20 protein-coding genes are annotated in these 22,548 nt (G+C 60.1%); 3 read left to right on the forward strand and 17 right to left on the reverse strand.

Annotated elements, in window-relative coordinates; all coding sequences use genetic code 11:
- Nucleotides 1-5: 5 nt before the first annotated feature.
- The 5 genes from DHB74_RS06800 to DHB74_RS06820 all read right to left on the reverse strand — a co-directional run bounded on the left by DHB74_RS06800 (nucleotide 6) and on the right by DHB74_RS06820 (nucleotide 5,411).
- Nucleotides 6-1,676, reverse strand: coding sequence for a DUF1302 domain-containing protein (locus DHB74_RS06800; protein WP_499161074.1), 1,671 nt, complete (start codon nucleotides 1,674-1,676; stop codon nucleotides 6-8).
- Between the two features lie 106 nt (nucleotides 1,677-1,782).
- Nucleotides 1,783-2,997, reverse strand: coding sequence for an acyl-CoA dehydrogenase family protein (locus DHB74_RS06805; protein WP_499161075.1), 1,215 nt, complete (start codon nucleotides 2,995-2,997; stop codon nucleotides 1,783-1,785).
- A gap of 44 nt (nucleotides 2,998-3,041) precedes the next feature.
- Nucleotides 3,042-3,575 carry a flavin reductase family protein gene (locus DHB74_RS06810; protein WP_499161076.1) on the reverse strand — a complete coding sequence of 178 codons (534 nt, stop codon included), beginning with the start codon at nucleotides 3,573-3,575 and terminating at the stop codon, nucleotides 3,042-3,044.
- The gene (locus DHB74_RS06815; protein WP_499161077.1) at nucleotides 3,572-4,456 is read right to left on the reverse strand and encodes an alpha/beta fold hydrolase; all 885 of its coding nucleotides are present in this window, start codon (nucleotides 4,454-4,456) and stop codon (nucleotides 3,572-3,574) included. The genes DHB74_RS06810 and DHB74_RS06815 overlap by 4 nt, the downstream gene beginning before the upstream one ends.
- A 28-nt stretch (nucleotides 4,457-4,484) precedes the next feature.
- Complete coding sequence (locus tag DHB74_RS06820; RefSeq protein WP_499161078.1) at nucleotides 4,485-5,411, reverse strand: VOC family protein; 927 nt, start codon at nucleotides 5,409-5,411, stop codon at nucleotides 4,485-4,487.
- Between the two features lie 402 nt (nucleotides 5,412-5,813).
- On the opposite strand from DHB74_RS06820, the gene DHB74_RS06825 reads away from it, so the two are divergent.
- Nucleotides 5,814-7,643 carry a sigma 54-interacting transcriptional regulator gene (locus DHB74_RS06825; protein ID WP_499161079.1) on the forward strand — a complete coding sequence of 610 codons (1,830 nt, stop codon included), beginning with the start codon at nucleotides 5,814-5,816 and terminating at the stop codon, nucleotides 7,641-7,643.
- A gap of 6 nt (nucleotides 7,644-7,649) precedes the next feature.
- Here DHB74_RS06825 and DHB74_RS06830 read toward each other — a convergent pair whose 3' ends face one another.
- From DHB74_RS06830 to DHB74_RS06845, 4 genes are all read right to left on the reverse strand, one after another.
- Nucleotides 7,650-8,990, reverse strand: coding sequence for an MFS transporter (locus tag DHB74_RS06830; RefSeq protein WP_499161080.1), 1,341 nt, complete (start codon nucleotides 8,988-8,990; stop codon nucleotides 7,650-7,652).
- 102 nt (nucleotides 8,991-9,092) lie between these two features.
- A complete protein-coding gene (locus DHB74_RS06835) occupies nucleotides 9,093-9,668 on the reverse strand; it encodes a cysteine hydrolase family protein (RefSeq protein WP_499161081.1) in 576 nt (191 codons plus the stop codon).
- 27 nt (nucleotides 9,669-9,695) lie between these two features.
- Entirely contained in the window at nucleotides 9,696-10,439 is a 744-nt protein-coding gene (locus DHB74_RS06840; protein ID WP_499161082.1) for an SDR family NAD(P)-dependent oxidoreductase, read from the reverse strand.
- Nucleotides 10,436-11,884, reverse strand: a complete 1,449-nt coding sequence (locus DHB74_RS06845) for an FAD-dependent oxidoreductase (RefSeq protein ID WP_499161083.1) — start codon at nucleotides 11,882-11,884, stop codon at nucleotides 10,436-10,438. The genes DHB74_RS06840 and DHB74_RS06845 overlap by 4 nt, the downstream gene beginning before the upstream one ends.
- Nucleotides 11,885-11,983: 99 nt before the next feature.
- On the opposite strand from DHB74_RS06845, the gene DHB74_RS06850 reads away from it, so the two are divergent.
- On the forward strand, nucleotides 11,984-12,925 hold the full coding sequence (locus tag DHB74_RS06850; RefSeq protein WP_499161084.1) for a LysR family transcriptional regulator: 942 nt from the start codon (nucleotides 11,984-11,986) through the stop codon (nucleotides 12,923-12,925).
- Between the two features lie 30 nt (nucleotides 12,926-12,955).
- Here DHB74_RS06850 and DHB74_RS06855 read toward each other — a convergent pair whose 3' ends face one another.
- The 6 genes from DHB74_RS06855 to thrH all read right to left on the reverse strand — a co-directional run bounded on the left by DHB74_RS06855 (nucleotide 12,956) and on the right by thrH (nucleotide 19,254).
- On the reverse strand, nucleotides 12,956-13,924 hold the full coding sequence (locus tag DHB74_RS06855; RefSeq protein WP_499161085.1) for an electron transfer flavoprotein subunit alpha/FixB family protein: 969 nt from the start codon (nucleotides 13,922-13,924) through the stop codon (nucleotides 12,956-12,958).
- Complete coding sequence (locus DHB74_RS06860; RefSeq protein ID WP_499161086.1) at nucleotides 13,921-14,703, reverse strand: electron transfer flavoprotein subunit beta/FixA family protein; 783 nt, start codon at nucleotides 14,701-14,703, stop codon at nucleotides 13,921-13,923. Before DHB74_RS06860 ends, DHB74_RS06855 begins: the two co-directional genes overlap by 4 nt.
- 10 nt (nucleotides 14,704-14,713) lie before the next feature.
- Nucleotides 14,714-16,087 carry an FAD-dependent oxidoreductase gene (locus tag DHB74_RS06865; RefSeq protein WP_499161087.1) on the reverse strand — a complete coding sequence of 458 codons (1,374 nt, stop codon included), beginning with the start codon at nucleotides 16,085-16,087 and terminating at the stop codon, nucleotides 14,714-14,716.
- Between the two features lie 10 nt (nucleotides 16,088-16,097).
- Entirely contained in the window at nucleotides 16,098-16,916 is an 819-nt protein-coding gene (locus DHB74_RS06870) for an aspartate/glutamate racemase family protein (RefSeq protein WP_499161088.1), read from the reverse strand.
- Complete coding sequence (gene tcuA / locus DHB74_RS06875) at nucleotides 16,913-18,457, reverse strand: FAD-dependent tricarballylate dehydrogenase TcuA (RefSeq protein WP_499161089.1); 1,545 nt, start codon at nucleotides 18,455-18,457, stop codon at nucleotides 16,913-16,915. The genes DHB74_RS06870 and tcuA overlap by 4 nt, the downstream gene beginning before the upstream one ends.
- Before the next feature lie 179 nt (nucleotides 18,458-18,636).
- Nucleotides 18,637-19,254, reverse strand: coding sequence for a bifunctional phosphoserine phosphatase/homoserine phosphotransferase ThrH (thrH, locus tag DHB74_RS06880; protein ID WP_499161090.1), 618 nt, complete (start codon nucleotides 19,252-19,254; stop codon nucleotides 18,637-18,639).
- Nucleotides 19,255-19,462: 208 nt separating this feature from the next.
- On the opposite strand from thrH, the gene DHB74_RS06885 reads away from it, so the two are divergent.
- Complete coding sequence (locus DHB74_RS06885) at nucleotides 19,463-20,197, forward strand: phosphoadenylyl-sulfate reductase (RefSeq protein WP_036992364.1); 735 nt, start codon at nucleotides 19,463-19,465, stop codon at nucleotides 20,195-20,197.
- Between the two features lie 56 nt (nucleotides 20,198-20,253).
- Here DHB74_RS06885 and cysB read toward each other — a convergent pair whose 3' ends face one another.
- The gene (cysB, locus tag DHB74_RS06890) at nucleotides 20,254-21,228 is read right to left on the reverse strand and encodes an HTH-type transcriptional regulator CysB (protein ID WP_036992366.1); all 975 of its coding nucleotides are present in this window, start codon (nucleotides 21,226-21,228) and stop codon (nucleotides 20,254-20,256) included.
- Between the two features lie 179 nt (nucleotides 21,229-21,407).
- Nucleotides 21,408-22,361 (reverse strand): putative 2-dehydropantoate 2-reductase, encoded by a 954-nt coding sequence (locus DHB74_RS06895; RefSeq protein WP_499161091.1) that lies wholly within the window; start codon nucleotides 22,359-22,361, stop codon nucleotides 21,408-21,410.
- Nucleotides 22,362-22,548 lie beyond the last annotated feature (187 nt).

Consider the following 22,548-nt stretch of genomic DNA (forward strand, 5'->3'; position numbering starts at 1 on the left):
AGGCCTCAGAACGTGTAGGAAGCATTCAGGGAAATGAAATCGCGATCGCCATTGGTCTGCTTGTACGACTTGACCCCGGTAACCGCGCCGATAGCAGGAACGTATTCCGGCACGCTGGTACGATCGGTGGGACCATAGAAGCCGTTGTAGCTCAGCCCGACGGTGACGCGCTTGAGGTATTCAGCCGATAGCCCGATGTTGAAGCCGCCCCCCTTGGCCTGACTGAAACCGCCCACGGCCGAAGAGCGGCCATCGATGCCATAACTCACACCCATGGGCACCGACAGGTCGATCCCGTCGAATACCTGGAAATAGGTCGGCGTGAATACCACGCGCATGGCGGTGGCGTCGCGAGTATTGTTCGGATCCAACCACTCGCGGTTCTTGGTCACGCTCAGGGTACGGTTCCAGGCAATCTCCCCCATCAGCGCAGCGGTATCCCAGAAACGCCCCTGGGGCATGATCTGGATCATGCTGACCTGCGCGTGAGCAGTGTTACCCACGGCGTAGAGCGGATTGCTGTCGTTATCGTGATTGCCAGCCACATCGTTCAGCGTCAGGCTGACCAGCGGCGCGTTGCGGCGAATGGAACCTTCGAAGGCAACGTTGGCATCACCAATACCGGTGGTGGCGCTGAAGCCATAGGCACGCACGTCTTCGGGGAATACCAGCATATGCTGGCCAACCACGATGTCATCTGCCACGCCGGGCTGCGGAGCAGCGAACGGACGAGTCTGTACCTGGAAGTTCTTATCGTGGTAGTTGATGGCATACAGACCGAAGTCGGTATCGATACTGTCGGCCCGGTAACGTAGCTGGAAGCCCCACTGACCGGAGTCTCTTGCCTCGATGTCACTGGTGCGATACAGCGACACGCCGGGCGCCGCCAAAATCCGCTCACCGCCACCATCCAGCAAATCCGCCGGGCTGAAATAGCTGCCGGCCGCCGGAATCCGGGTGCGCTCCCACTCGAACTGATAGTAGGCGCCCAGCGACAGTGCCGGGGTCAGCTGCAGTTCACCGGAAATCTGCTTGACCGGTAGCACCAGCTCCTTGAACTGGGAGTTGGGCGCCGACAGGGCCTGGATGGCGTTGATCGGCATCATGCCACCGGCAATGCCGTTACTGCCGAAGAACAGGCTTTCACCGTACAACAGCGAGTGCTGACCGACACGTACTACACCCCAGATATCATCGGTCAGGTTGAAGTCGGAATACACGAAAGCATCCCGCAGTTCCGCATCACGGCCGTGCAAGTCCCGGGTCTCGTCGGTGAACTCGTTGTAATCCACTGACAGGTTGTTGGCGCTGGCCGGGTTGTCGTGATCGTTCTTGCGGTTATAGACCCGGTCATACCAGGCTGCACCACTGACGCGCACACCCATGCCCCGGTAGTTGACGTCGAACTCGGAAAACACATCCACCCGATTATTGATCATCGAGCCCTTGTCGAAGTTGCGGTTACCATCGTCCATGGTGATGTCGCCAAGCAGGCGGTCTTTCTGGTCCTGCACCCGCCAGGCGGCGTTGTACTTCACGTTGGTATCCAGACGGATACGCAGGTCGCTGTTGTTGGTATTGAATTGGAATGCATGGGCCGGCAATGCAGAACAGAGCAGGACGGCAGCGCCGAGTGCTGACAACTGAAACGTCTTGTTCATCCGTTGGTAAGACATAGAACACCTCAGATATGGGCGGTACACCGCCTTTTATTTTTATTCCCGTGGCAACCGCACCTGCGATTGCCACGACTTCACTTGGGGGTAAACCCCCAAAATCGGCTCAGCTGTCCAGCGATACCGGTTCCAGACCGAACACCATGGGTGGCAGTTGCTGACCGAGCAGATAAGCGCCCAGCATGCCGGCGGTATCATCGGCGTTCTGGGTAATGTGGTTGGAGGCAGCAATGACATCGCGCAGGATGCGCTGCAGCGGATTGCTCAGATAGATACCGCGTGCCGAGGTCGCCTTGAACAGCAACATCACTGCTTCTTCACAGTCCCGCCCTACGCGAGCGATATCCAGCATGTGATGGACCCGGTCGTAGTTCGGCACCAGCTCGCCCCGCTCCACGATCTCCGTGGTTTCGGCCATCATCTGCAGCAGGCGGGCACGGGCGGAACGAACCCGCACTACCGCGTTGCCCAGGCGATCCTTGACGTAGGGGCTGAGCGAGGCGTTGCTACCATCGAGGGTGCTGGTGCGTACACTCATCTGGCGGATGTATTCGTCGATGCCACCCTGGGCCATGCCGACGATTAACGCCGATACCGAACCGAAGAAAATCTGATTGAACGGGTACAGGTAGTGCGTGCCGCGGTCACCCTTGGTGTACTGGATCAGGCTGTGTGCGCGGTGATACGGCACGAAGGACTCCTTGACCACCAGGCTCTTGCTGCCGGTACCGGCCAGGCCGAACACATGCCAATCATCTTCGATTTCATAATCGGTGGCAGGCACCAGCATCGACAGACGGTCGATGACGTTGCCCTGCGCATCACGGCGCAGGCCGCCGAGAAAGGCCCACTTGCCATGGTCACAGCCGCTGGAGGTCTTCCAGGTGCCGCTGATCTGATAACCACCTTCCACTTCTTCGACCTTGCCAAAGGGAGGGTAGGACGAGGCGATGATGGTCTTGTCATCCATACCCCAGACATCCTCGCAGGCCTGATCCGGCAGGCTGCCGAACTCCCACTGATGCACGCCCAGGATCATCATGTTCCAGGCACTGCTGCAGCAGCCACGGCCCAGCTCCATCAGCACCTTGTAGAACACCGCAGGATTCATTTCGTAACCGCCGAACCTGGCCGGCTGCAGGATCTTGAAGAAGCCCGCATCGACAAACGCCTGGATGGTTTCTGGGGACACCATACGGTTCTTCTCGACCGAATCGGCCTTCTCGATCAGCATGGGAATCAGGTCGCGGGCACGTTGGATCAACTCTGCCTCGGTAGGCACGGGGAGATCGGCAGCAGTTCTTTTCAGGGCAGTAGTCATATTGATTCTCACTTTGTTGTTATTCAGGCTGGCTACGCTGCGATTCAGGCAAGCGCGGCGAATTGACCGTTGAAATAGATCAGGGGATCTGCTTCCTCCATCTGTCCGGTCACCTGAATGACCTCGCAGAGGAAAATGTCATGGGTGCTGGCCGGCATGGCCTCGACCACTCGGCACTCAAAACTGGCCAGGGCGTCGGTGAGTACCGGCACCTGACTGATGCCGGGCAACCAGCCGCCCTCGTCAAAGCGCTGTTCCCCGGCAACACCATCAACCATCCCGGCGAAACGCCGAGCAATGGATTCCTGACGGCAGCCGAGCACATTCACGCTCAGGTGGCGGGCCGCGGTGATCACGCCATGGGCATAAACGTTACGGTTAACACACACCAACAGGCGGGGCGGCTCGGCGGTAACCGAACAGACCGCAGTGGCGGTCAGTCCGGCACGCTGCTCGCCATTACCACTGGCAATCACCACGCAATGACCAGCCAGATTACGCATGGCCTTGCAAAACTCACCGGTAGCCACCGGCAGGTGTTCGCGCACGGGGTTCATCAGAGCAACCTGGGCATTCATGCGCCTACCCGCCCGGTCGACAGAAACTCGACCATCACCTGGTTGAACTCCGCTGGCGACTCGTATTGCGGCCAGTGTCCGGCGAGCTTTTTCATGACATACAACTGGCCCTTGGCGAGCCGTGGCAGTGCTGATTCGGCGGCCGCCACATCATGAATCGGGTTGTGGCTGGTCCATAGCAGCAGGGACTCGCACTGCACCTTCTCCAGCTCGATCATGTCCGGGGTGCCGCCCTCGTTGACCTTGCGCAACCGGCCGTAGACCAGCGGCGCACTGGCCTGAAAGTCCTCCCGCGAGTAGATAGCCAGGCGTGAACCGACCAGTTCCTCGTTGAGCAAATCCCAGTTGCCCTCATAGAGCAGCCACTGCATGCGCGCCAGTACGCTGTCGTAGGTCGGCTGCTGGCCGGAGCTGCGCGCCGACAGCTCGGCAAGATCCTTGAGGTCCTGCCGGCCTTTATCGCTGACGATCGGAATACCGCCGGTGGTGTTGAATACCGCACGCAGAGTGCGCTCGGGATAGCGCACCGCGAAACCTCCGGTCACCACACCCCCCAGCGACTCGCCGGAGATGTGCGCGCGCTGGATATCCAGCACGTCCATTAGTTCACGCAGTTGCTCAACGTAGTCGCTGATCGAATATTCGATATCAAGTTTCTTCGCCGACAAACCATGGCCGACGTAATCGAAGGCGATGACGTGATAGTGCTCACCCAGCGCCACCACGTTTTTGGCATAGGCCTCCAGATGACCGCCGATGCCGTGCATCAGAATCAGCGCTTCGGGCTTGCCACGACCCGCTTCGGCAATGCGGGTAAGACCGTAGGTGGGCAGATCCACGTAACGAATCTCCGCCCCGAGAAAATCCAACCAGATGCTCATATTATTGTTCTCCAGATAAAGCCTGCGATCAGGACTGTGAGTGCTCTTCAGTTTCCGGTTCCGGAATCGGGTTGCGCTTGTGCCCCCAATCACTCATCTGGTGATAGGTGCGCACCTCCCAGTCGTTTTCGTCGATGACGATCCCGCCCCAGCCCATCTCGAAGTTGAAACCGGAGGGGGTTTGCGCGTAGAAGGAAAACGTTTTGTCGTTCGGGTGATGCCCCAGTTCCAGCACGATGGGAATCCCGGCAGCCTTCGCCCGGTCGTAAGCCAGGCCCACGTCATCCATGTCCTCGACCTGCACCATGAAGTGGTTGAGTACCTTGGCGGTGGGCGCCTCGGCGGTGGCGATGGAATGATGACGGCCGGTTTTGGTGTGGAAGAAAGTGGCCTCGACCATCATCCCCGGCTGCACTTCCTGGCGGATGTAGTCGCTGATGCGGAACTTGAGTACGTTCCGGTAGAAATCCACGGTCTCGCGGCCATTGCCCCGATTGGCGAACGGCAGGACGTGCCCGACGCCGAGATTGCCGGTGACGAAGCCACCTTTGAGAACTTTCGAGCGAAACTGATCCTTCAGCAGCGCCACGCCGTGGCCAAAGAAGAACTCATGGTCGAAGCCGTTGGGATCCTGGCAGCGGTAGCCTTTCTCGATATGCCGCCGGGCACATTGTTCCGCCGTCAGCGCTTGCAGTTCGATGCCCTTGCCCCGCAGCTCGGCCACGTATTCTTCCAGTTCGCCCTCGCTGGTGAACTCCCAACCAGCGGCGATAAGATCATCCGCATCGCTCTGTTCGAGGAAGAACCGCTGCTGGTATTCATCCATGCGCAGGGTCATACCAGTAGCGTCACGCCAGCCCACCTGCATGCCGAGGATGTCGGTGGCAAAGACCTGCCACTTGTCGAGATTGCTGACGCCGAAACCGACGTAGCCCAAAGAAGAAATCTCAGCCACTGTGCTCTCTCCGTTATTCTTATTTTCCAGTCTGAATTCTCTCAGCCGGGATGTGACCCGAACCTCGGGTGCGTTGTACAAGAGAGATAGCAATGGCTGTGCCAACTTGGATATCGCCTCCAAGTCTTATAAATTTACATTTGATTTCAATCAGTTGGATGTAACAACACAATGAACAAAACATTTATCAAGTGCGCAGTACTGCGCAGACAGCTTAAGGAAATTCGTAACCATCAGAATTTTCCATAATAAAAATCGCTATATATTTCAAAAAATATGAATAATCCATTCGAGTGAACCAACCGTCGACCCAGCCCTCCGCCCCGGCACGGTTCTGGTACTATTTTCCTCCAGTGGCAGAACGACATCCCTGCCCGACTTACAACAACAATGGTGATAAAGATGTCTCCTTTTCCCGACGGCAAGCACGGCCCCCATTCACTCAAGGACGTGATTACCGACCTGCGTTTTCCTGATATGCAGGATCTCGCCGAGCACCTGTATTTCAATCCTGAGCAAGGCATGATCTGGCTGGGTGAAAAGCGCATGCTGTTGCTGCATGCCGAGGCCTTCGGCGCTCTGCGCCAGGAACTATTGGAAACCATTGGCGTTGACCAGACCCGGGGGCTGCTGACTCGCATCGGCTATCTGAGCGGCACCCGCACCGCCGAACTGGCGATCAAGACCCGGCAGACCGGCTCGCAACTGGATATTCTCGCCGCTGGGGCGCAGATCCACTCTCTCTGCGGCATCATCGAGGTAGAGCCAGTGCGTATCGAAGTCGATCCGCACAAGGGCTACCTGTATGGCGAGTTCACCTGGAAACATTCGATCGAAAGTGATCTGCACCTGGCCAGCCATGGGCAGAGTCATGACCCGGTTTGCTGGATGGCGTCCGGCTACAGCTCAGCATTTCTGACCCGCCTGATGGGCAAGCGCATCCTGGTTCGTGAGGCCGAATGTATTGCCCGTGGCGATCCAGTATGCCGCGCAGTCGCCCGCCCGGTGGAAGACTGGGATGATGCCGAGGACGACCTCCAGTATTTCCAGCCGCGCATGACCGGTCAAAGCCGCAAAGCGCCGGCGCGCAGCGAGTTCGCCGGGATGCAGCCAGGCAAGGCACCCTTCGGCCTGGCCTTCGAGCAGCACGGTGCCATCGAACTGGATCGCCCTGTGGGCAGCTCGGCGGCGTATCATGCCGTATTGCACAAGATTCTGCGGGTGGCATCGACCAACGCCACCGTACTGCTGCTTGGCGAGAGTGGCGTCGGAAAGACCATGTTCGCCCATGAAGTGCATGCCAACAGCCGGCGCGCCGAAGCGCCGTTCATCGAGATCAACTGCGCAGCCATTCCCGACACCCTGATCGAGTCCGAGCTGTTCGGCGTTCAGCGTGGTGCCTACTCCGGTGCCACCGAGGCCCGTCCCGGGCGCTTCGAGATTGCCGATGGCGGTACCATCTTTCTCGATGAAATCGGCACCCTGAGCATGACTGCCCAGGGCAAACTGCTACGAGTATTGCAAAGCGGTGAGTTGGAACGCCTGGGTAGCACCAAGACGCTGAAGATCGATGTGCGGGTCATCGCTGCGACCAACGAAAACCTGGCCGAAGCAGTCAAGCAGGGACGCTTTCGCAGCGATCTGTTCTATCGTCTGAACGTGTTCCCGGTGACCATCGCGCCACTGCGTGAACGCAAGGATGACCTGCCGCTGCTGCTGGAACGTTTCGTCAATCATCTCTGCCAACAGCACGGACGCCAGCTGGCGGGCATCACTCCACGCGCCTTGCAGCGCATCCTGGATTACCCCTGGCCGGGCAATATCCGCGAGTTCGAGAATGTTATCGAGCGAGCGGTGATTCTTGCCGACGATGGCGAAACCATTGATCTGCGCCACCTGTCCGGATTGGAGGAGAACCAGGGCGAACGGCAGACCGGTACCGTGAGCTGGGATCAAGCACCGGGCATCGGCATTCGTCTACCGGAGGCCACCACCTCTCCCTCCGGCAGCACAGAAGCCAGTGCCGGAGGCCCCTCGCTGGATCAGACCGCGCTGCGCCTGCTGCAACAGCAACCCCGGCAGCTCAACGAGATCGAGGATGCCTTCGTTCGCGCCGCCATGCATCTGGCACAGCAGAACATCACCCGAGCCGCCGCCCTGCTGGGCCTGACCCGGGCGCAAATGGATTACCGCCTGAAGAAGATGTCCAGCAGCCCCCCAGCTGCCAGTTGAACCAACTCAAGAGGGCGGACGCCCCATTCTTCGGGCTATGGGCAAGGCGGCCAGAAACATCAGCGTCAGAATGACAAACAGTATTCGGTACGGTAGGTCGACAGCTCCTGTCAGGTTTGCCGTACCGCTCGGACTGAGTGCTGCCAGCAACACCCCAATCAGGGTAATACCCAGTGCGCCACCAGCCTGCCTGGTCATGGTGGTCACCGCTGTGCCACGCCGCAGCATGGACTCCGGCACGGCTCTGGCCATGCTGGTATATAAGCCGGGGATGATCATGCCCAATGCGAACCGACTGATGATGACGCCCAACGCAATGGTCCACAGCCCCCCTGGCCAGGCCAGCAACAGATTGGACAGGGCGAAACAGCCCAACCCGATCAGCACCACCAGCTGCGAGGAAAACCGATCCACCAACCGACCGGACAGGGCGATACTCGCCGCCAACGCCAAGCCACCCAGCAACAGCAAATTACCGGTAACCACCGCTGATTGCCCCAACCCATCCTGCAATAACAATGGAATCAGGAATATCGAGCCATACATACCAATGCCGTAGACCAGGGTTACCACCAGGCCCTTTGCATAAGCGGGATGGCGCAGCAGCTCGGGATCAATCAGCGGCTGTTCTTGCCCAAGCATGCGCCGCCAGAAACACCAGACCAGGCCCGCCCAGAGCAGCATCAACCCAAGTGCTAGCCAGCCGGAATACTCCAGAACAGCTGGCCAGGCAAATACCAGCACCACCAGCACCGCCAGGAACCCCAACCCGGCGAAATCCAGCCGGCCGCCGGGTGCTGCGGCGGTCCGCTCACCCGGACGACACCAGGCGACAAGCCCCAACGACAATACCGCAGGGGGCACGCCTAGCCAGAAGGTGTAACGCCAGTTGGTGTACTCGACCACAAAACCCGCCAAGGTCGGTCCCAGCGCAGGCGCCATGACCACTCCCAGGCTGAACATCGACAAGGTTCGTCCCTGACGGGCCGGATTGGCGGTTTCCAACACCAGAAACAGCGAAAGCGGCTGCAGGATACCGGCACATAATCCCTGGACGCCACGTACCGCCAGCATGGCTGAAAAACTGTCCGAGAATCCAGCCAGCACGGAGGCCAGCAGATAGATCAGAAGCACTCTGGCAAATACCCGCCAAGCGCCAAATCGATCCGCCAACCGGGCGGCCAGCGGTGCGCAGATAACGGTCAAACCGAGAAATACCGAAGAGAAGGACTGGGCCAGGCGATGACTGATGGCGAACTCCTCCATCATCGGCGCGATCGCCACGTTGATCGTGGTTGCCGACATGACCACAGCAAAACTGCCGATAACCAGCGCAGCTATGCTCATGCGTGAGGCCTGTGCTCCCACCTGCTACCTCCATATATGAAAAAACCCGGTCTCAATATGCAAGACCGGGCTGCAAATCACCACCTCGGGGCAGATAGTGAGTTATGCAAAGGCCGACTCGGAAGTGGCCACGGAGCAAAAGCGGGCAATGCTGGCCAACGAATTGGCATGTTCCTGTTCATTGGGGCCGGCACAGCAATCCTCGAGCACCACCACATCGAAGTCGCGGTCATGGGCGTCGCGCACGGTTGCCTGGACCACCGCCTGGGTGCTGACACCGCTGCAATAGATGCGCTCGATACCCTCACGCTTGAGCAGCAGTTCCAGCTTGGTCTGATAGAACGGCGAGACCCGATGCTTGACGATATCCCAGTCGCCAGCCTGCGGCGCCAGCTCCTCATGCACCTGGCCACCCCAGGCATTCATCTTGAGAATACCGTTCTTGGCAATCGGGCCGAACACCTGGGAATTGGGATTGGCCTCGCGATGGTCGTCGGAAAACGCTACCCGCACATAGGCCACCGGAATGCCCTTGGCCCGCGCCCGGGCGATAGCCTTGGCGGTACGCTGGATTACTTCGCGGCCCTGGATATCGGCCTGCATGGGTGCCTTGCCGCTGGCGCCATCGGCGTGAACCAGATCGTTCTGCATATCCAGAACCAGGTAAATGCTCTTCATTGCAATCGTCCTTATGGTTGGTGAAGCTCAGTCGCACCACAGTGCGCCATTGACATCGAGAATCTCGCCACTGATAAAGCCGGAGCGCTCATCGAGCAGAAAGTGAATCGCATGGGCAACTTCTTCCGGCGTGCCCATACGGCCTGCCGGCACCAGTGAGCGCAGGCTTTCGGGAAAGTTGTCGGTCATTTGCGTGGCAATCGGGCCGGGGGCCACCGCATTCACACGTACGCCCTGCGGCGCCAGTTCCTTGGCCAGGAACCCGGTCAGGGAGTGGATCGCGGATTTGGACATGCCGTAGGCCACGTTTCCAGCGCGATCCGACTCGCCCGGGTCCAGCCAGGGCCGGGCATTCCCCGAGTTCTTGCCGACCACCGAGCCGATGTTGACAATAGCGCCCTGCCCCCGGGCCGCCATCCGCCGCCCTACCTGCTGGCAGACAATCACGGTACCCAGCACATTGATGCGCCAGACCCGTTCAACCTCGGCTATCGGCAGCTCAAGCGCCCGCCCCTGGGAGACCACACCCGCGACATTGACCAATGCGGTGATCTGACCGTAGCGCTGCTCACATTCATTGATCAGTCGGCTGACCGCCTGCTCATCGGTGACATCCAGGCCACGGAATATCACTGCGGCAGGCAGCGACGAGCCTGGCTGCATATCCGTTGCCAGCACCCTGTAGCCTTCGTCCAGCAGGCGCTCGCAGGTGGCCTTGCCGATCGCCCCACAGGCGCCGGTCACCATTGCCAGCCCCTTGTCGGTGCTCATGCTGTCACCTGCACCGCGGTCTGCCCGGCGCGCCGGCCGTAGACCAGGCCCCGCAGTACCGAGGTACCGCCACAGTAGTTGTTGAAGTACATGGCAGCGGCTTCGCCGGCGGCATACAGGTTGTCGATGGGCGCCCCGTCGATATTGATCACCCGGGCCTGTTCGTCGATCTTCAGGCCGCCGAAGGTAAAGACGTTGGCGGAGATGATCGGATAGGCAAAATAAGGCCCCGAGTCCAGCGGCAGCGCCCAGTTGCTCTTCGGCGGCTGCAGGCCTTCTGTGGCGACACCGTCCAGCTCCAGTGGCTTCCAGGTACCCGGGCGACAGGCCGCGTTGTACTCGGCAATGCTGCGTTCAACCTGCTCCACCGGCAGTTCCAGCTTGCGCGCCAGTTCAGCCACTGTGGCCCCCTCGATAGCCGGCTGATCGGTACGAATACCCAGGGTGTAATTGGGGATATCCTTGACCTTCTGGTCGAGGATCACCCAGGCAATTCCTTCGGTCTGGGCCAGGATCTGCCGGGTCACTCGCTCATACCAGGCATCCACGGTACCCGCAGCCTCGTCAGTAAAACGCTTGCCTTCCTTGTTCAGCAGTACGCCATAGGGGAAGATGAAAATCGACGGCTCGGAAATGCCCGAACGCGGGTCCACCGGTTCGGCGTGGAAGTTGCCGTATTCGCCCGCTGGAGCGGCGCCGATATTCAGCGCCATCTGGATCCCTTCCCCACGGTTGAAATAACCGCCTTTGCACACGGGACGGATGAACGCGGCCTTGGGTCCGATATAACGACTGAGCATCTCCAGGTTGCCTTGAAAGCCACCGCAGGCCAGCATGACAGCACCGTTGAATTGCAGCGCACCACGCTCCACCGACCAGGCCTGCAAGCCTGCCACCCGGTTCAGCTCAGGACTGATCAGACCACGCGCGGTGGTCTGGTAGAAGAACTCCACACCCAAGGCCTCAGCGCGGGCAGCCAGGCACTCCACAATGGCCTCACCACCACCTACCGGCAACAGCCGCGGCTGGGTGCTGGTGAGAAACTGGGTCGGCAGGAAATCAAAGCGCACGCCCTGCTCTTTCAACCAGGCGATGGTGCCGGGCACGTTCTCGGCGAAGGTGCCAATCAGACTGGCGTCGATGAAAGGCTGATTGCGCGTCTGAGTCGACCAGGCAGAGCGGTCGCTCAGGGTCTCGGCGACAAAGTCCGGGTCCTGATAGAATCCGGCGTTCTCGGCGAGGAAGAGATCGAAATCATCGGTGACCTCGTCGTGGCTCTGCATACGCAGATAGGCTTCGGTCCAGCGTGTCTGACCGCCGCGTTCTTCACGCAGTGAGCGCTCCAGCACTGCGACCTTCAAGCCGCGCTCCGCTGCCGATACCGCCGTTGACAGTCCCGCCGCGCCACAGCCCACCACAATGAGATCAAAATTCAATTCAGTCATTTTTGTGCCTCCCTCAGGTGGTTGCTACTATAGGAACCCGCTCGAATGGGTTCGAGGCTGGCTGGGCTAATGGGGTTTTAGAAAAACATGAAGAACCGAATGGACAAACTCTGGGCCATGCAGGTGTTCACCAGAGTGGTGGAATGCGGCAGTTTCAGCCGTGCCGCAGAATCCCTGGATATCGCTAACGCCACCGTCACCGCCAGCGTACGCAATCTGGAAACCTTCCTGGGCGTCACCCTGCTCAGCCGCAATACCCGCACCCTGCGCCTGACCGACCCCGGCGAGCGCTTCTTTCATCATTGTGTGGATCTGCTGCGACATGTAGCCGAGGCCGAGGCCGAGGTGATGGAGCAGACCGGCAGCATTACCGGCCAACTGCGCATCGAGTCCCCGGCTGCCTTCGGCAAGGAAGTCATTGCCCCCTTGCTGGAAGATTTCGCGCATCAATACCCGGAACTGCAGGTAGCGCTGCGCCTCACTGATCATCCCGAAGGCTTGATTGAAAGCGGTACCGATGTGGCGATCCGTATCGATTCGGTAAATGATGCCGACCTGGTCGCCCGGCCGCTGTATCAGGCTCATTACGTGGCCTGTGCTACGCCGAGCTTCCTGCAGCTGGCCGGTACCCCGCAGCACCCCAGCGACCTGCGTGCCGCCCGCTGCCTGGGGCTGTTCCGCAAGGCCAGCTACAGCCCGGCGGTATGGTCGTTCAGCCGTAACGGCGAACACCATGATCTGTTGCCCGAAGGCCCGGTGCATTTCAACAGCACCGACGCCCTGATCGACGCTGCACTGGCCGACCGGGGTTATATCTATGTGTTGGATGTATTCGTCAACCCGTTGATTTCCAAGGGGTTGCTGGTGGAGCTGCTGCCAGACTGGAGCACCTACGGCCGCACCTTCTTCAGCGTCACCCCCAAGTCACGCTTCGTCGCACCGCGCACCCGGGCCTTTATCGATTACATGGCCAGTTGCCTGGATGCCCAGCGGCGGATGCCGGTGGGTGTGCAAGTGAATCTGGAGCATGGTCGAAAATAGCAGCCTGTCGCGCAGGTGCGCGACAACCCGTCAGCGTGAACTTGGCAACTGCTCCAGCAGCACTGGCAATAACTGCTCCCACTCCGCCACCACACCGATGTTGGCAACCTTGAAGATATCCGCTGCCGGGTCCTTGTTGACCGCGATGATGCAAGTCTCGCTACTGATGCCAGCAAGGTGCTGCGGAGTGCCGGAGATGCCGACCGCCAGATAGGTATCGGCAGTGACAAAATTGCCGGAGATACCCACCTGCCGAGCCACCGGCACCAGTCCGGCGTCCACCGCCGGCAGGCTACCACCCAACGCACCGTCGAGCCGGGCTGCCAGTTCTTCCAGCAGCGCAAAGCCGTGATCATTGACCCCGCGCCCGCCGGATACCACCAGGCGAGCACCTTGCACCGGCGCCAGACGCTGTTCGCTGCGGGTCTGCTCGACGACCAGCGGTTCTGGTAGAGCCCCCTGCAATCGGAGCACATCCGGAGCAAGCTCAGCGGCTCCAGGTTGTGCCTTGCCCAGACGCAGGCAAGCAACTCCCAATGGGGCAGCCAGACGCAGACTCAAGGTCTGCCGGCCGCCCCATACCGCACGCTCAGCCAGCCAGGCTTCTCCATCCCATATCAGTTGGTTGCAACGCCCCAGCAGTGAACCACCCAGTTGCGCAGCCAGATGTGCCGCCAGCTCCTCACCATCGGCACCCGGCGGTACCAACAATATCTGCTGGCCGTTCTGTACAGCCAGCGCCTGGGCGGTAGCGCTGGCCAGGGCTGGCAGACTCTCACCATCGCTCAGGTCGTCATGCACTACCAATTGCACCTTTGCCGCACCGACAAGATCAACCCGCGGCACGGCCGAAGCCCGGATATCATCACCCAGCAATAGAACCTCATAACCACAATCAGCATCAGCGCTGACCTGTTGCGCTGCACCCAGGGTGGCAAGCATTGCTTCCTCGCCCCAGGCCAGGGGGACCACGGCGACAATTCTGTGAGCAGCATTCATGCCTGGCTCTCCTTTTGCAGGCAGGCCAGCAGTGCCGCTGCCTGGCTCTGCACGTCACCCTCCAGCATCCGGCAATTGCCGCCACGCTGGATCTCCCGGGTAGGTAACAGCTGTACCGGTTGTGCTTCAGCAGATCGCTCAGTCGCGGCATCGGTACTGTCAAAATTCAACTTCTTCGCCATCATCACGTTCTTCATCAGTGGATGACGCAGCTTGTTGCGGCGATCGTTGGTAACCGTCGCCACCAGCCCACCTGACGGCCGATACCACTGCTGACAGGTGCCGCGCTCACGCAGCAGGCGCAACTGCCCGTCCTGCCATTCGGCATACTGCGTCAGCGAAAACAGTGGCAAACCCAGTCGCGCCGCCAGCATCACTGGTAGCCCGCCCTCGTCCAGATCGCCAAACTCCCGGCCGATCAGCACCAGCCCGGGACTCAGCTCTTCGCGCTCGAGCAAACCGGCAATCTGCCCGCTGCTCAGCGCTGCGTCCCAAGGGCAATAGGGCTGCAATTGCAGGCAACGCAAGCGATCGGGCTTGAACGCCGCAACCGTACGTAGCAGGTTGTCCTGATTACTGCCGCCCAGCACCAGTACCTCGATCCGGCACCCGGGGCGCTGATCACGCAGTTTCAGCGCCAGTTCCAGTGCCCCTTCATCAAAGGGGCTGAGAATCCGCCGGGACTGGCCGCTTTCGCTGATCAGGCCGTTGTCCAATCGAATCTCATGCAGCGGGTAGCGGTTATCCGCCACACCCGCCAGCAGTACCAGAATATCCATGTCCGTCTCCTCAGCCATCGATCACTGTGGCTGCGGCCAGCCGCCCGAAGATCGCCGCCTTGCCCAGCGCCGAACCGGTCATATAGGCCGCACCATGCAAACCGCCGACCATTTCACCGGCCGCCAGCAAACCCTCGATCGGCTCACCGAACACATCCTGCACGCGCATCTGCGGATCGACCCGCACTCCGCAATAGGTACCGAACACCGCAGCGGTGGAAGGATAGGCATAGAACGGTGGGCGCAGAATCGGACGCAGTTCACCAAACTGATGTACCAGATGCTGACGCCCGAAGGCCGGCGTCTGGCTCCCAGTGACCGCGGCGTTATAGGCGTTCACTTCGTCGATAAATGTCTGTTCCGGTAGCTCCAGCAACTGTGCCAGTTGCTCCAGGCTGTCGGCCTCAACGAACAACCCCTCCTCCAGACGCCGCTCGAAGTCGAGAATACGCACCCGGTTATCGCCGCTGTGCATGATGTCCTGATCGAGAATCTGATAGGTCACGCCATAGGGCTGCTGCATGCACGCATCGCCGAGCAGCTTGTAGGATAGCGACTCATCGACATAGCGCTGGCCGTCCTGATTGACCGCGATGGCGCCCTTGTAGACCGCCAGGCAGGCGTGATGGTTGTGCTCGTCCATCGGGTGTTTGCCGTAGGTGCCCTTGATATGCACCATGTCGCGCACGTCGGCTCCCAACGCCCAGGCCATGCGCAAGCCATCCCCCTCGTTGCCTTCACCGCCGATGAACACTGCTTCGTCATACAAAGGCGCAAAGCGATGAATCATCTCGCGGTCATGCACGAAGCCCCCGCAGGCCAGGATCACTCCCTGCTCGGCGTGGATTTCCAGCGTCCGCCCGTCCTGCTCGGTGGTCACGCCGATCACCCGGCCGCCGATGTCACGCAGCAACTTGCGAGCGCGGGTCTGGTAGAGGACTTCTACCTTGCCGCTGTTCAATGCGGCCTGTTCCAGTTGGCGCACCATGTCTGCCGGGTCGACGTTGTGTACCCGCGGAACCGATTGTCCCGAGGCGGTCTCGATTACCGGCTGGAAGGTCACGCCGTGGCGTTTCAGCCATTCGTAGGTGGCCATCTGGTTGTCAGCGTAGGCTTTGACCAGCGCCTCGTCGCATTCGCCCTTGCCCACCTCTATCAAGTCGCGAAACAACAGCTCGGAAGAGTCCTCGATACCGCGCTCACGCTGCAGGTCGGTACCGGCAAAGGCCAGACAGCCACCGCTCATAGCCGAAGAGCCACCAGTGGCTGCGGTTTTCTCCAGCAGCAGCACCTGCAGTCCCGCTTCGGCAGCGCTCAAGGCAGCGGCAAAGCCGGCCAGGCCGCCACCGATAACCAGCAGTCGGGCTGTCAGAAAGTCACTCATGTCAGATTCCTCACCGCGGCTCGAGCAAACGCTCGCCCAGGCCATAGAATTCGAATATCTCCCGCACCCGCTCCGGCTCGGGGCGCGCAGAAAAATAGTTGCGGTCACAACTGGTGGTGCCATTGGCACGCTGCAGGTCGACCATGCTCTCCGCCTGTTTGATCCAGGCGCCTAGCGAGTCGAGCACCGGCACCCCGTCTACCTGATTGATGCCGTGGGTGGCCAGCAACACGTTCAGCGGGGCTTCACCGGGAATGATGACTTCGGCGCCGTCGGCGATCAGCGCCCGGGCCGACGCCTGGAACTGTTCTATCAGGCGGCTCGGGTCGTCGAAGGCTGCCAGCACATCGGTGAAACGGAAGCCGACATGCCGCACACTGGTCAGGCGTTGGCCCAGGCCGTGGCGAATGGCGTTATCAGTGACCTGCTCGGCCAGCTCATCGATGAATACCAGCACGCCGAAGCGCCGACCAAGCATGCAGGCGGTGAGCATCGCCGACTCGCCATAACCCACCACCGGAATGCGCAACAGGCTGCGAATCTCGCGCAGGGCTGGCTCCGGCAAGGTGCTGATGGCGTAGGCATCGTAGCCCTGGGCCTCGGCATTGATGCCATTAGCCATGAACTGCAACCCATGCAGGTACTGCAGCGCCGCGTACTTGATATCGTTACCCGGATAGTTGCTGCGGTAGGTGCCCGGCTGCATGCCATGCATGTCGATCACCGTGCCGGGGCGCGCAACTTTCTGGAAATGCGCGCGCAGGGCGGCGTCGTAAGCCCCCAGATCACTGAGGACGGTAAAACTCTGATGCCAGATACGGATACTCATGGTTGATCCTTGTCGAGTGGTTTGTCTGCGCCGTCACATGCCCCGCCAAAGATCGGCCCTCCGGCCTGGTGCCACAGCTCGCTACGCGCTGCCGCCGCGCTACCAGCCAGGCGCCCTAGTACCGAACCGGAGGTCAGGCCGGCGCCACCGGCGTACTTGACGTAATAGAGATTGCCGACCAGCTCGCCGGCGGCGTACAGGCCATCGATCGGCTGCTGTTGTTCATCCAGCACCTGCGCCTGGCTGTCGACCTGCAAGCCGCCGAAGGTGAAGGTGATACCGCAGGTCACCGCGTAGGCAACGAATGGCGGTTTGGTCAGCGGGTTGGCCCAGTTGGACTTGGGTACCGTCAGCCCCTGGGTGCAGCGGCCATCGCGGATCGCCGGGCTGAACGGAATATCGGTACGCACGGCGGCGTTGTACTGCTCCAGCGTCTGCAGCAGCGCCCGGGCATTGATGCCATCGAGCTTATCCGCCAGCTCTTCGAGGCTGTCGGCCTGGATGCGGGTTGCCTGGCGCACCCGGTACTCGTCGGGTAGCAGCGATTTGCTGTGCTGATCGAAGATCTGCCAAGCCACTCCGCCCGGCTGGCGCAATACCTTCTCGCCCATGCCCGAATAGGTGTAATTGCGAAAGTCTTCGCCCTCATCGACAAACCGGTGCCCTTCCGCATTGACCACCACACCCAGATGGAAGTAGTTCTTCTGCATGTTGAGCAGGTCGATATCACCCATTGCCGGGGCGTTGAGGTCATAGAACACCGCATGGCAGCCGGACCAGTTGCCATGGGCGGCAGCGCCAATATCCAGTGCCATCTGGATGCCGTCACCAGTGTTGAAACGCGAACCTCGCACTTTGGCCAGATCCCAGCCCGGCCCCAGATACTGGGCACGCCAGCGCAGATTGGCATGGAAGCCCCCGGTGGCAACGATCACCGTCGGCGCGACGAATACCTCGCCGTTGGCAGCCAGTACCTGCCAGCGGCCATCGCCGCAGCGGTTCAGCCGCTTGGCCCGCACGCCATAGAAGATGTCGATACCTTCACGTTGGGCCCGGCTGCTCAAAGCTTCAACCAGCCCCTGGCCACCACCGGAGACCTCAACGGTCAAGCCGCCCCAGAACTTGTATTTGCCATCTACCTTGAACGCCTGGCGCCCGTAGATCGGCATGAAGCGCACGCCTTTGCTGGTCATCCAACGTAGAGTATCCAGGCTACCTGTGACCACGGTGTCGAGCACGTCGGGATCGGCCCGGTACTGGCTCATGGTTGCGAGTTCACCGAAGAAATCGTCTTCGCTGTAACTGCCGAAGTCGCTATTTTCCAGTTCGCTGTCGAGCAGGTCCGGCATCAATAGCCGCAGGTCGTCATTACCGCGATAGGCAACCCGAAATGCGCCCCCAGTATGCGCGGAATTACCCCCTTTCAACTGTTCCGGCGCGCGCTCGATCAGTGCCACCCGGGCGCCACTCTCCCGCGCTGACAGAGCGGCACAGAGCCCGGCATTGCCGCCGCCAAGAACGATTACATCGAATAAATGCATGCAGCCCCCTGTTATGGCCGGCGCAGTGTGATGCCGGCGGTGAACATGGCTGCATTATCGGGTGAGCCCGGGAGCGGTAGGAGTCTTCGGGATCGAAGGGGGTTTTCAGGTTAGCTGTAAAATGCAAAAGGCCGGAACCAGCGTAACTGGTTCCGGCCCAGGGCTTTCAAGGCGTGCTGTTACAAACTCAGCGGGCGATTCGAAGCCTTGAGGAATTCCTGTTTCAGGTCCTCGAACGTCTGCACCGCCGGGAACTGCGGGAATTCGGCGATGACGTTGTCCGGCGCATGGAACAGAATGCCGGCATGGGCTTCGGCCAGCATGGTGGTGTCGTTGTAGGAGTCGCCAGCGGCGATCACGCGATAGTACAGGCTCTTCAACGCGATGACCGACTGGCGCTTGGGGTCCTTCTGACGCAGTTGGTAGTCCACTACCCGGCCGCTGTCATCGGTTACCAGCTTATGGCACAGCAACGTCGGGAAGCCCAGTTGGCGCATCAGTGGCTGGGAGAACTCATAGAAGGTATCGGACAGGATCACTACCTGGAAACGCTCGCGCAGCCAGTTGACGAACTCCACTGCGCCTTCCAGCGGCGCCAATGTGCCGATCACTTCCTGAATGTCCGACAGCTTCAGACCATGCTCATCGAGAATGCGCAGGCGCTGCTTCATCAACACGTCATAGTCCGGGATATCCCTGGTGGTCGCGCGCAGTTCGGCGATACCGGTTTTCTCGGCAAAGGCAATCCAGATTTCGGGGACCAGAACACCTTCGAGGTCAAGGCAGGCGATTTCCACAGAGTACTCCTGAAGCAGTGATTGAACTGGCGCAACAATCTACCGGCTCCGCTTGCGGGGCGCAACGGCGAGCCGACCGAACACCGGAGATTGATAGCCAAAGGGCATAAAACTATAACTAAATAAAAGCAGAAGTGCTAAGCAGTGCTTGTTAAAATGCCGCGATTAAAGATGGCCCGCATGCAGGGCCGCATCGCGGGAGAGCCTGATGTCCACCAATCTGTTCGATGTTGAAACCCTGGCTGCGGAATATGCGAGCAAGTCGCCGCAGGATATTCTGAAACTGGCCTTTGAGCATTTCGATGATCTCTGGCTGTCCTTCAGCGGCGCGGATGATATCGTCGTGCTGGATATGGCCTGGAAGATCAACCCGAATCTCAAGGTCTTCACCCTGGACACCGGCCGCCTGCATCCGGAAACCTATCGTTTTCTGGAAGAGGTGCGCAAACACTACGGCATCCAACTGGAAGTGCTGTCCCCGGATCAGCAGGCGCTGGAAGCCTATGTGAAGGAAAAGGGTCTGTTCGATTTCTACGAAAGCGGTCATGGCGAGTGCTGCGGCATCCGCAAGATTGCCCCGCTACGCCGCAAGCTGGCGACGGTGGACGCCTGGATTACCGGCCAGCGCCGTGACCAGAGCCCCGGCACCCGCAGCAATGTGCCCGTGGTGGAAATCGACGGCGCCTTCTCAGCTGCCGGCAAACAGCTGATCAAGTTCAACCCGCTGGCCAACTACAGCAGCGAGGATGTATGGAACTACATCCGCATGCTGGAAATCCCCTATAACAGCCTGCACGAGCGCGGCTTCGTCAGCATCGGCTGCGAACCCTGCACCCGCCCGGTGCTGCCGAACCAGCATGAGCGTGAAGGCCGCTGGTGGTGGGAAGAGGCAACGCAGAAGGAATGCGGGCTGCATGCGGGCAATCTGATCGTCAAGAGCTGATGATCGGCAGCTAACGGCCGACGGCGTGCAGCGCACGCCTCGGCTCCCGATTTAACTCAATAAACCGGCAATTCCACCGCCGCAAACAACGCTTCGATTTCCTGCCTGCTCTGGCACTGCAGCACCTCTTCTATCCGTTCCCGGGTCAGGTGCGGAGCAAACTCTTCGATGAAGTCATACATGAACCCGCGCAGAAAGGTGCCGCGGCGAAAGCCCAGGTGAGTCACGCTGGACTCGAACAGGTGGCTTGCATCCAGTACCACCAGATCATCATCGATCTTCGGGTCCACTGCCATCTTCGCCACGATCCCTACGCCCAGCCCCAGCCGCACATAGGTCTTGATCACGTCAGCGTCGGCGGCGGTGAAAACCACCTTGGGCGCCAGGCCCTGATGGTTGAAGGCATCATCCAGCTTGGAGCGGCCGGTAAAACCGAACACATAGGTCACCAGCGGCTGCTCACTGAGGACTTCCAGAGTCAGTTTGCCGACCTCGGTCAGCGGGTGGCCCTTGGGTACGATCACGCAGCGGTTCCAGCGGTAACACGGCATCATCACCAGCTCGTTGAACAGCTCCATGCCCTCGGTGGCAATGGCGAAGTCAGCAGTGCCATTGACCGCCATTTCGCTGATCTGGGTGGGCGTGCCCTGATGCATGTTCAGCGCCACATCGGGATACCGTTGCATGAAACGGCTGATTACTGGTGGCAGGGCATAACGCGCCTGGGTATGAGTGGTGGAGAGCGTCAGCACGCCCTTGCGCTCATGACTGAATTCCTGGGCGATTTGCTTGATGCTTTCGCACTTGCGCAGAATTTCCCCCGCTGTCTCGATGATCTTCTCGCCAGCCGGGGTGACCCGTGTCAGATGTTTTCCGCTGCGGGAAAACACTTCTACGCCCAGCTCATCTTCGAGCAGACGGATCTGTTTGCTGATCCCGGGTTGAGAGGTATACAGGCTCTGCGCCGTCGCGGACACGTTGAGGTCGTGGTGCGCCACTTCCCAGATGTAGCGAAGCTGCTGCAATTTCATCGAGATACCCCTCCTGTTGGATCAAGCTGAATATCATGAACCGTTTATAACCAGATTCATAGATACACGCCTGATGTTAGACCAAAAAGCCCAACAAGAAAGGTCACGCACGAGATTGACGTTACCGCCGGTCCAGCGGGTTCGCCCCAGAGCCGAGGCGGACCCGTCAGGTGGCTCGGTTACTCAGCCAGATAGCCCGCCTCGACAAACCGCAGCATCTGCAACAGCGCCTCGGTCCGCGGCATGCTGCAACCGGCTTCGGCGGCCAGCTTCAATGCCTCGCCATAGAGCGCGTCCAGCTCCATGGGCCGTTTGTGCAGCCAGTCGTGATACATGCTGGGCAGATAGTCGGGGATGCGCTGCGTACCGATCAGCAGCTTGTCCGCCAGCGCTTCAGGCATGCTGTGGCCACAGGCTTCAGCTGCATTCACCACCTCCTGCATCAGCTCCCTGATCAACTGGCGGCTGGATTCGTTGGCCAGCAACGCCTGCGTCCCCGCATTGAGAATGACCGACACACCATTGAAGGGTGCGTTCCAGATCAGTTTCTGCCAGCGGGCACTGTCCAGACCACCCATTTCCCGCGCCTTGAGCCCCGTCTCACGGAACATGGCCGCGCCGGCGCTGATGATTTCCTGGCGCTCCGCTTCGGCGGCTGGCCCTGAATGGTAGGCCAGATCGATCATGCCGTTGTCCTGATGCACCACCACGCCCGGAGCCTTGCGGTACAGACACACATAGCACAGCCCACCGATCAGATGCAGATCAGCCGGCAGCAGCTCACGCAGTTGCTGCTCATTGTTCAAACCATTCTGCAATAGCACCACCCGCGCACCCGGTGCCGCGGCGCGGGCGATGAGCGGAGCCAGGGATTCATTGGATGTGGACTTGGCGCCGACCAACAGCCAATCACAGGGCGGCATCTCGGCCACATCGGCGTATGCCTGGACCGGATGCAGATTCAGTTCACCATGGACACGACTTTCCACGGTAATGCCGTGCTCCCGGACCGCCGGATACTCACTGCGCAGCAGAAAATGCACGTCATGGCCCGCCCGGGCTAGCATCAAGCCATAGAAGCCACCGATGGCGCCGGTGCCAATGATGCCGATACGCGGTTTTACCTGTTGCATGCTTACCTCTTGTTTTAACGATGCGCGAAATAGTCAGATATGCTGGCCATGGTAAACGCTGGGTGCAACCGACAACAGTCGGCAAGGCGACAAAGCTAGCCGCCACCCTGTCCAGAGCACCTGGTTTGCGTTCAATCGCACCAATCGCCTGCCGACAGGGTAGCCGCAGCCGCCATCCATGCTTTAA

This window comes from Pseudomonas sp. G11-1 (assembly GCF_024031555.1).
GTDB lineage: Bacteria > Pseudomonadota > Gammaproteobacteria > Pseudomonadales > Pseudomonadaceae > Halopseudomonas > Halopseudomonas bauzanensis.

Excerpts from the sequence above, each read along its gene's own strand:
- DHB74_RS06800 (WP_499161074.1), bottom strand. The coding sequence starts at position 1,676 with ATGTCTTACCAACGGATGAACAAGACGTTTCAGTTGTCAGCACTCGGC.
- DHB74_RS06805 (WP_499161075.1), bottom strand. The coding sequence starts at position 2,997 with ATGACTACTGCCCTGAAAAGAACTGCTGCCGATCTCCCCGTGCCTACC.
- DHB74_RS06810 (WP_499161076.1), bottom strand. The coding sequence starts at position 3,575 with ATGAATGCCCAGGTTGCTCTGATGAACCCCGTGCGCGAACACCTGCCG.
- DHB74_RS06815 (WP_499161077.1), bottom strand. The coding sequence starts at position 4,456 with ATGAGCATCTGGTTGGATTTTCTCGGGGCGGAGATTCGTTACGTGGAT.
- DHB74_RS06825 (WP_499161079.1), top strand. The coding sequence starts at position 5,814 with ATGTCTCCTTTTCCCGACGGCAAGCACGGCCCCCATTCACTCAAGGAC.
- DHB74_RS06830 (WP_499161080.1), bottom strand. The coding sequence starts at position 8,990 with ATGAGCATAGCTGCGCTGGTTATCGGCAGTTTTGCTGTGGTCATGTCG.
- DHB74_RS06835 (WP_499161081.1), bottom strand. The coding sequence starts at position 9,668 with ATGAAGAGCATTTACCTGGTTCTGGATATGCAGAACGATCTGGTTCAC.
- DHB74_RS06840 (WP_499161082.1), bottom strand. The coding sequence starts at position 10,439 with ATGAGCACCGACAAGGGGCTGGCAATGGTGACCGGCGCCTGTGGGGCG.
- DHB74_RS06845 (WP_499161083.1), bottom strand. The coding sequence starts at position 11,884 with ATGACTGAATTGAATTTTGATCTCATTGTGGTGGGCTGTGGCGCGGCG.
- DHB74_RS06850 (WP_499161084.1), top strand. The coding sequence starts at position 11,984 with ATGGACAAACTCTGGGCCATGCAGGTGTTCACCAGAGTGGTGGAATGC.
- DHB74_RS06855 (WP_499161085.1), bottom strand. The coding sequence starts at position 13,924 with ATGAATGCTGCTCACAGAATTGTCGCCGTGGTCCCCCTGGCCTGGGGC.
- DHB74_RS06860 (WP_499161086.1), bottom strand. The coding sequence starts at position 14,703 with ATGGATATTCTGGTACTGCTGGCGGGTGTGGCGGATAACCGCTACCCG.
- DHB74_RS06865 (WP_499161087.1), bottom strand. The coding sequence starts at position 16,087 with ATGAGTGACTTTCTGACAGCCCGACTGCTGGTTATCGGTGGCGGCCTG.
- DHB74_RS06870 (WP_499161088.1), bottom strand. The coding sequence starts at position 16,916 with ATGAGTATCCGTATCTGGCATCAGAGTTTTACCGTCCTCAGTGATCTG.
- tcuA (WP_499161089.1), bottom strand. The coding sequence starts at position 18,457 with ATGCATTTATTCGATGTAATCGTTCTTGGCGGCGGCAATGCCGGGCTC.
- DHB74_RS06885 (WP_036992364.1), top strand. The coding sequence starts at position 19,463 with ATGTCCACCAATCTGTTCGATGTTGAAACCCTGGCTGCGGAATATGCG.
- cysB (WP_036992366.1), bottom strand. The coding sequence starts at position 21,228 with ATGAAATTGCAGCAGCTTCGCTACATCTGGGAAGTGGCGCACCACGAC.
- DHB74_RS06895 (WP_499161091.1), bottom strand. The coding sequence starts at position 22,361 with ATGCAACAGGTAAAACCGCGTATCGGCATCATTGGCACCGGCGCCATC.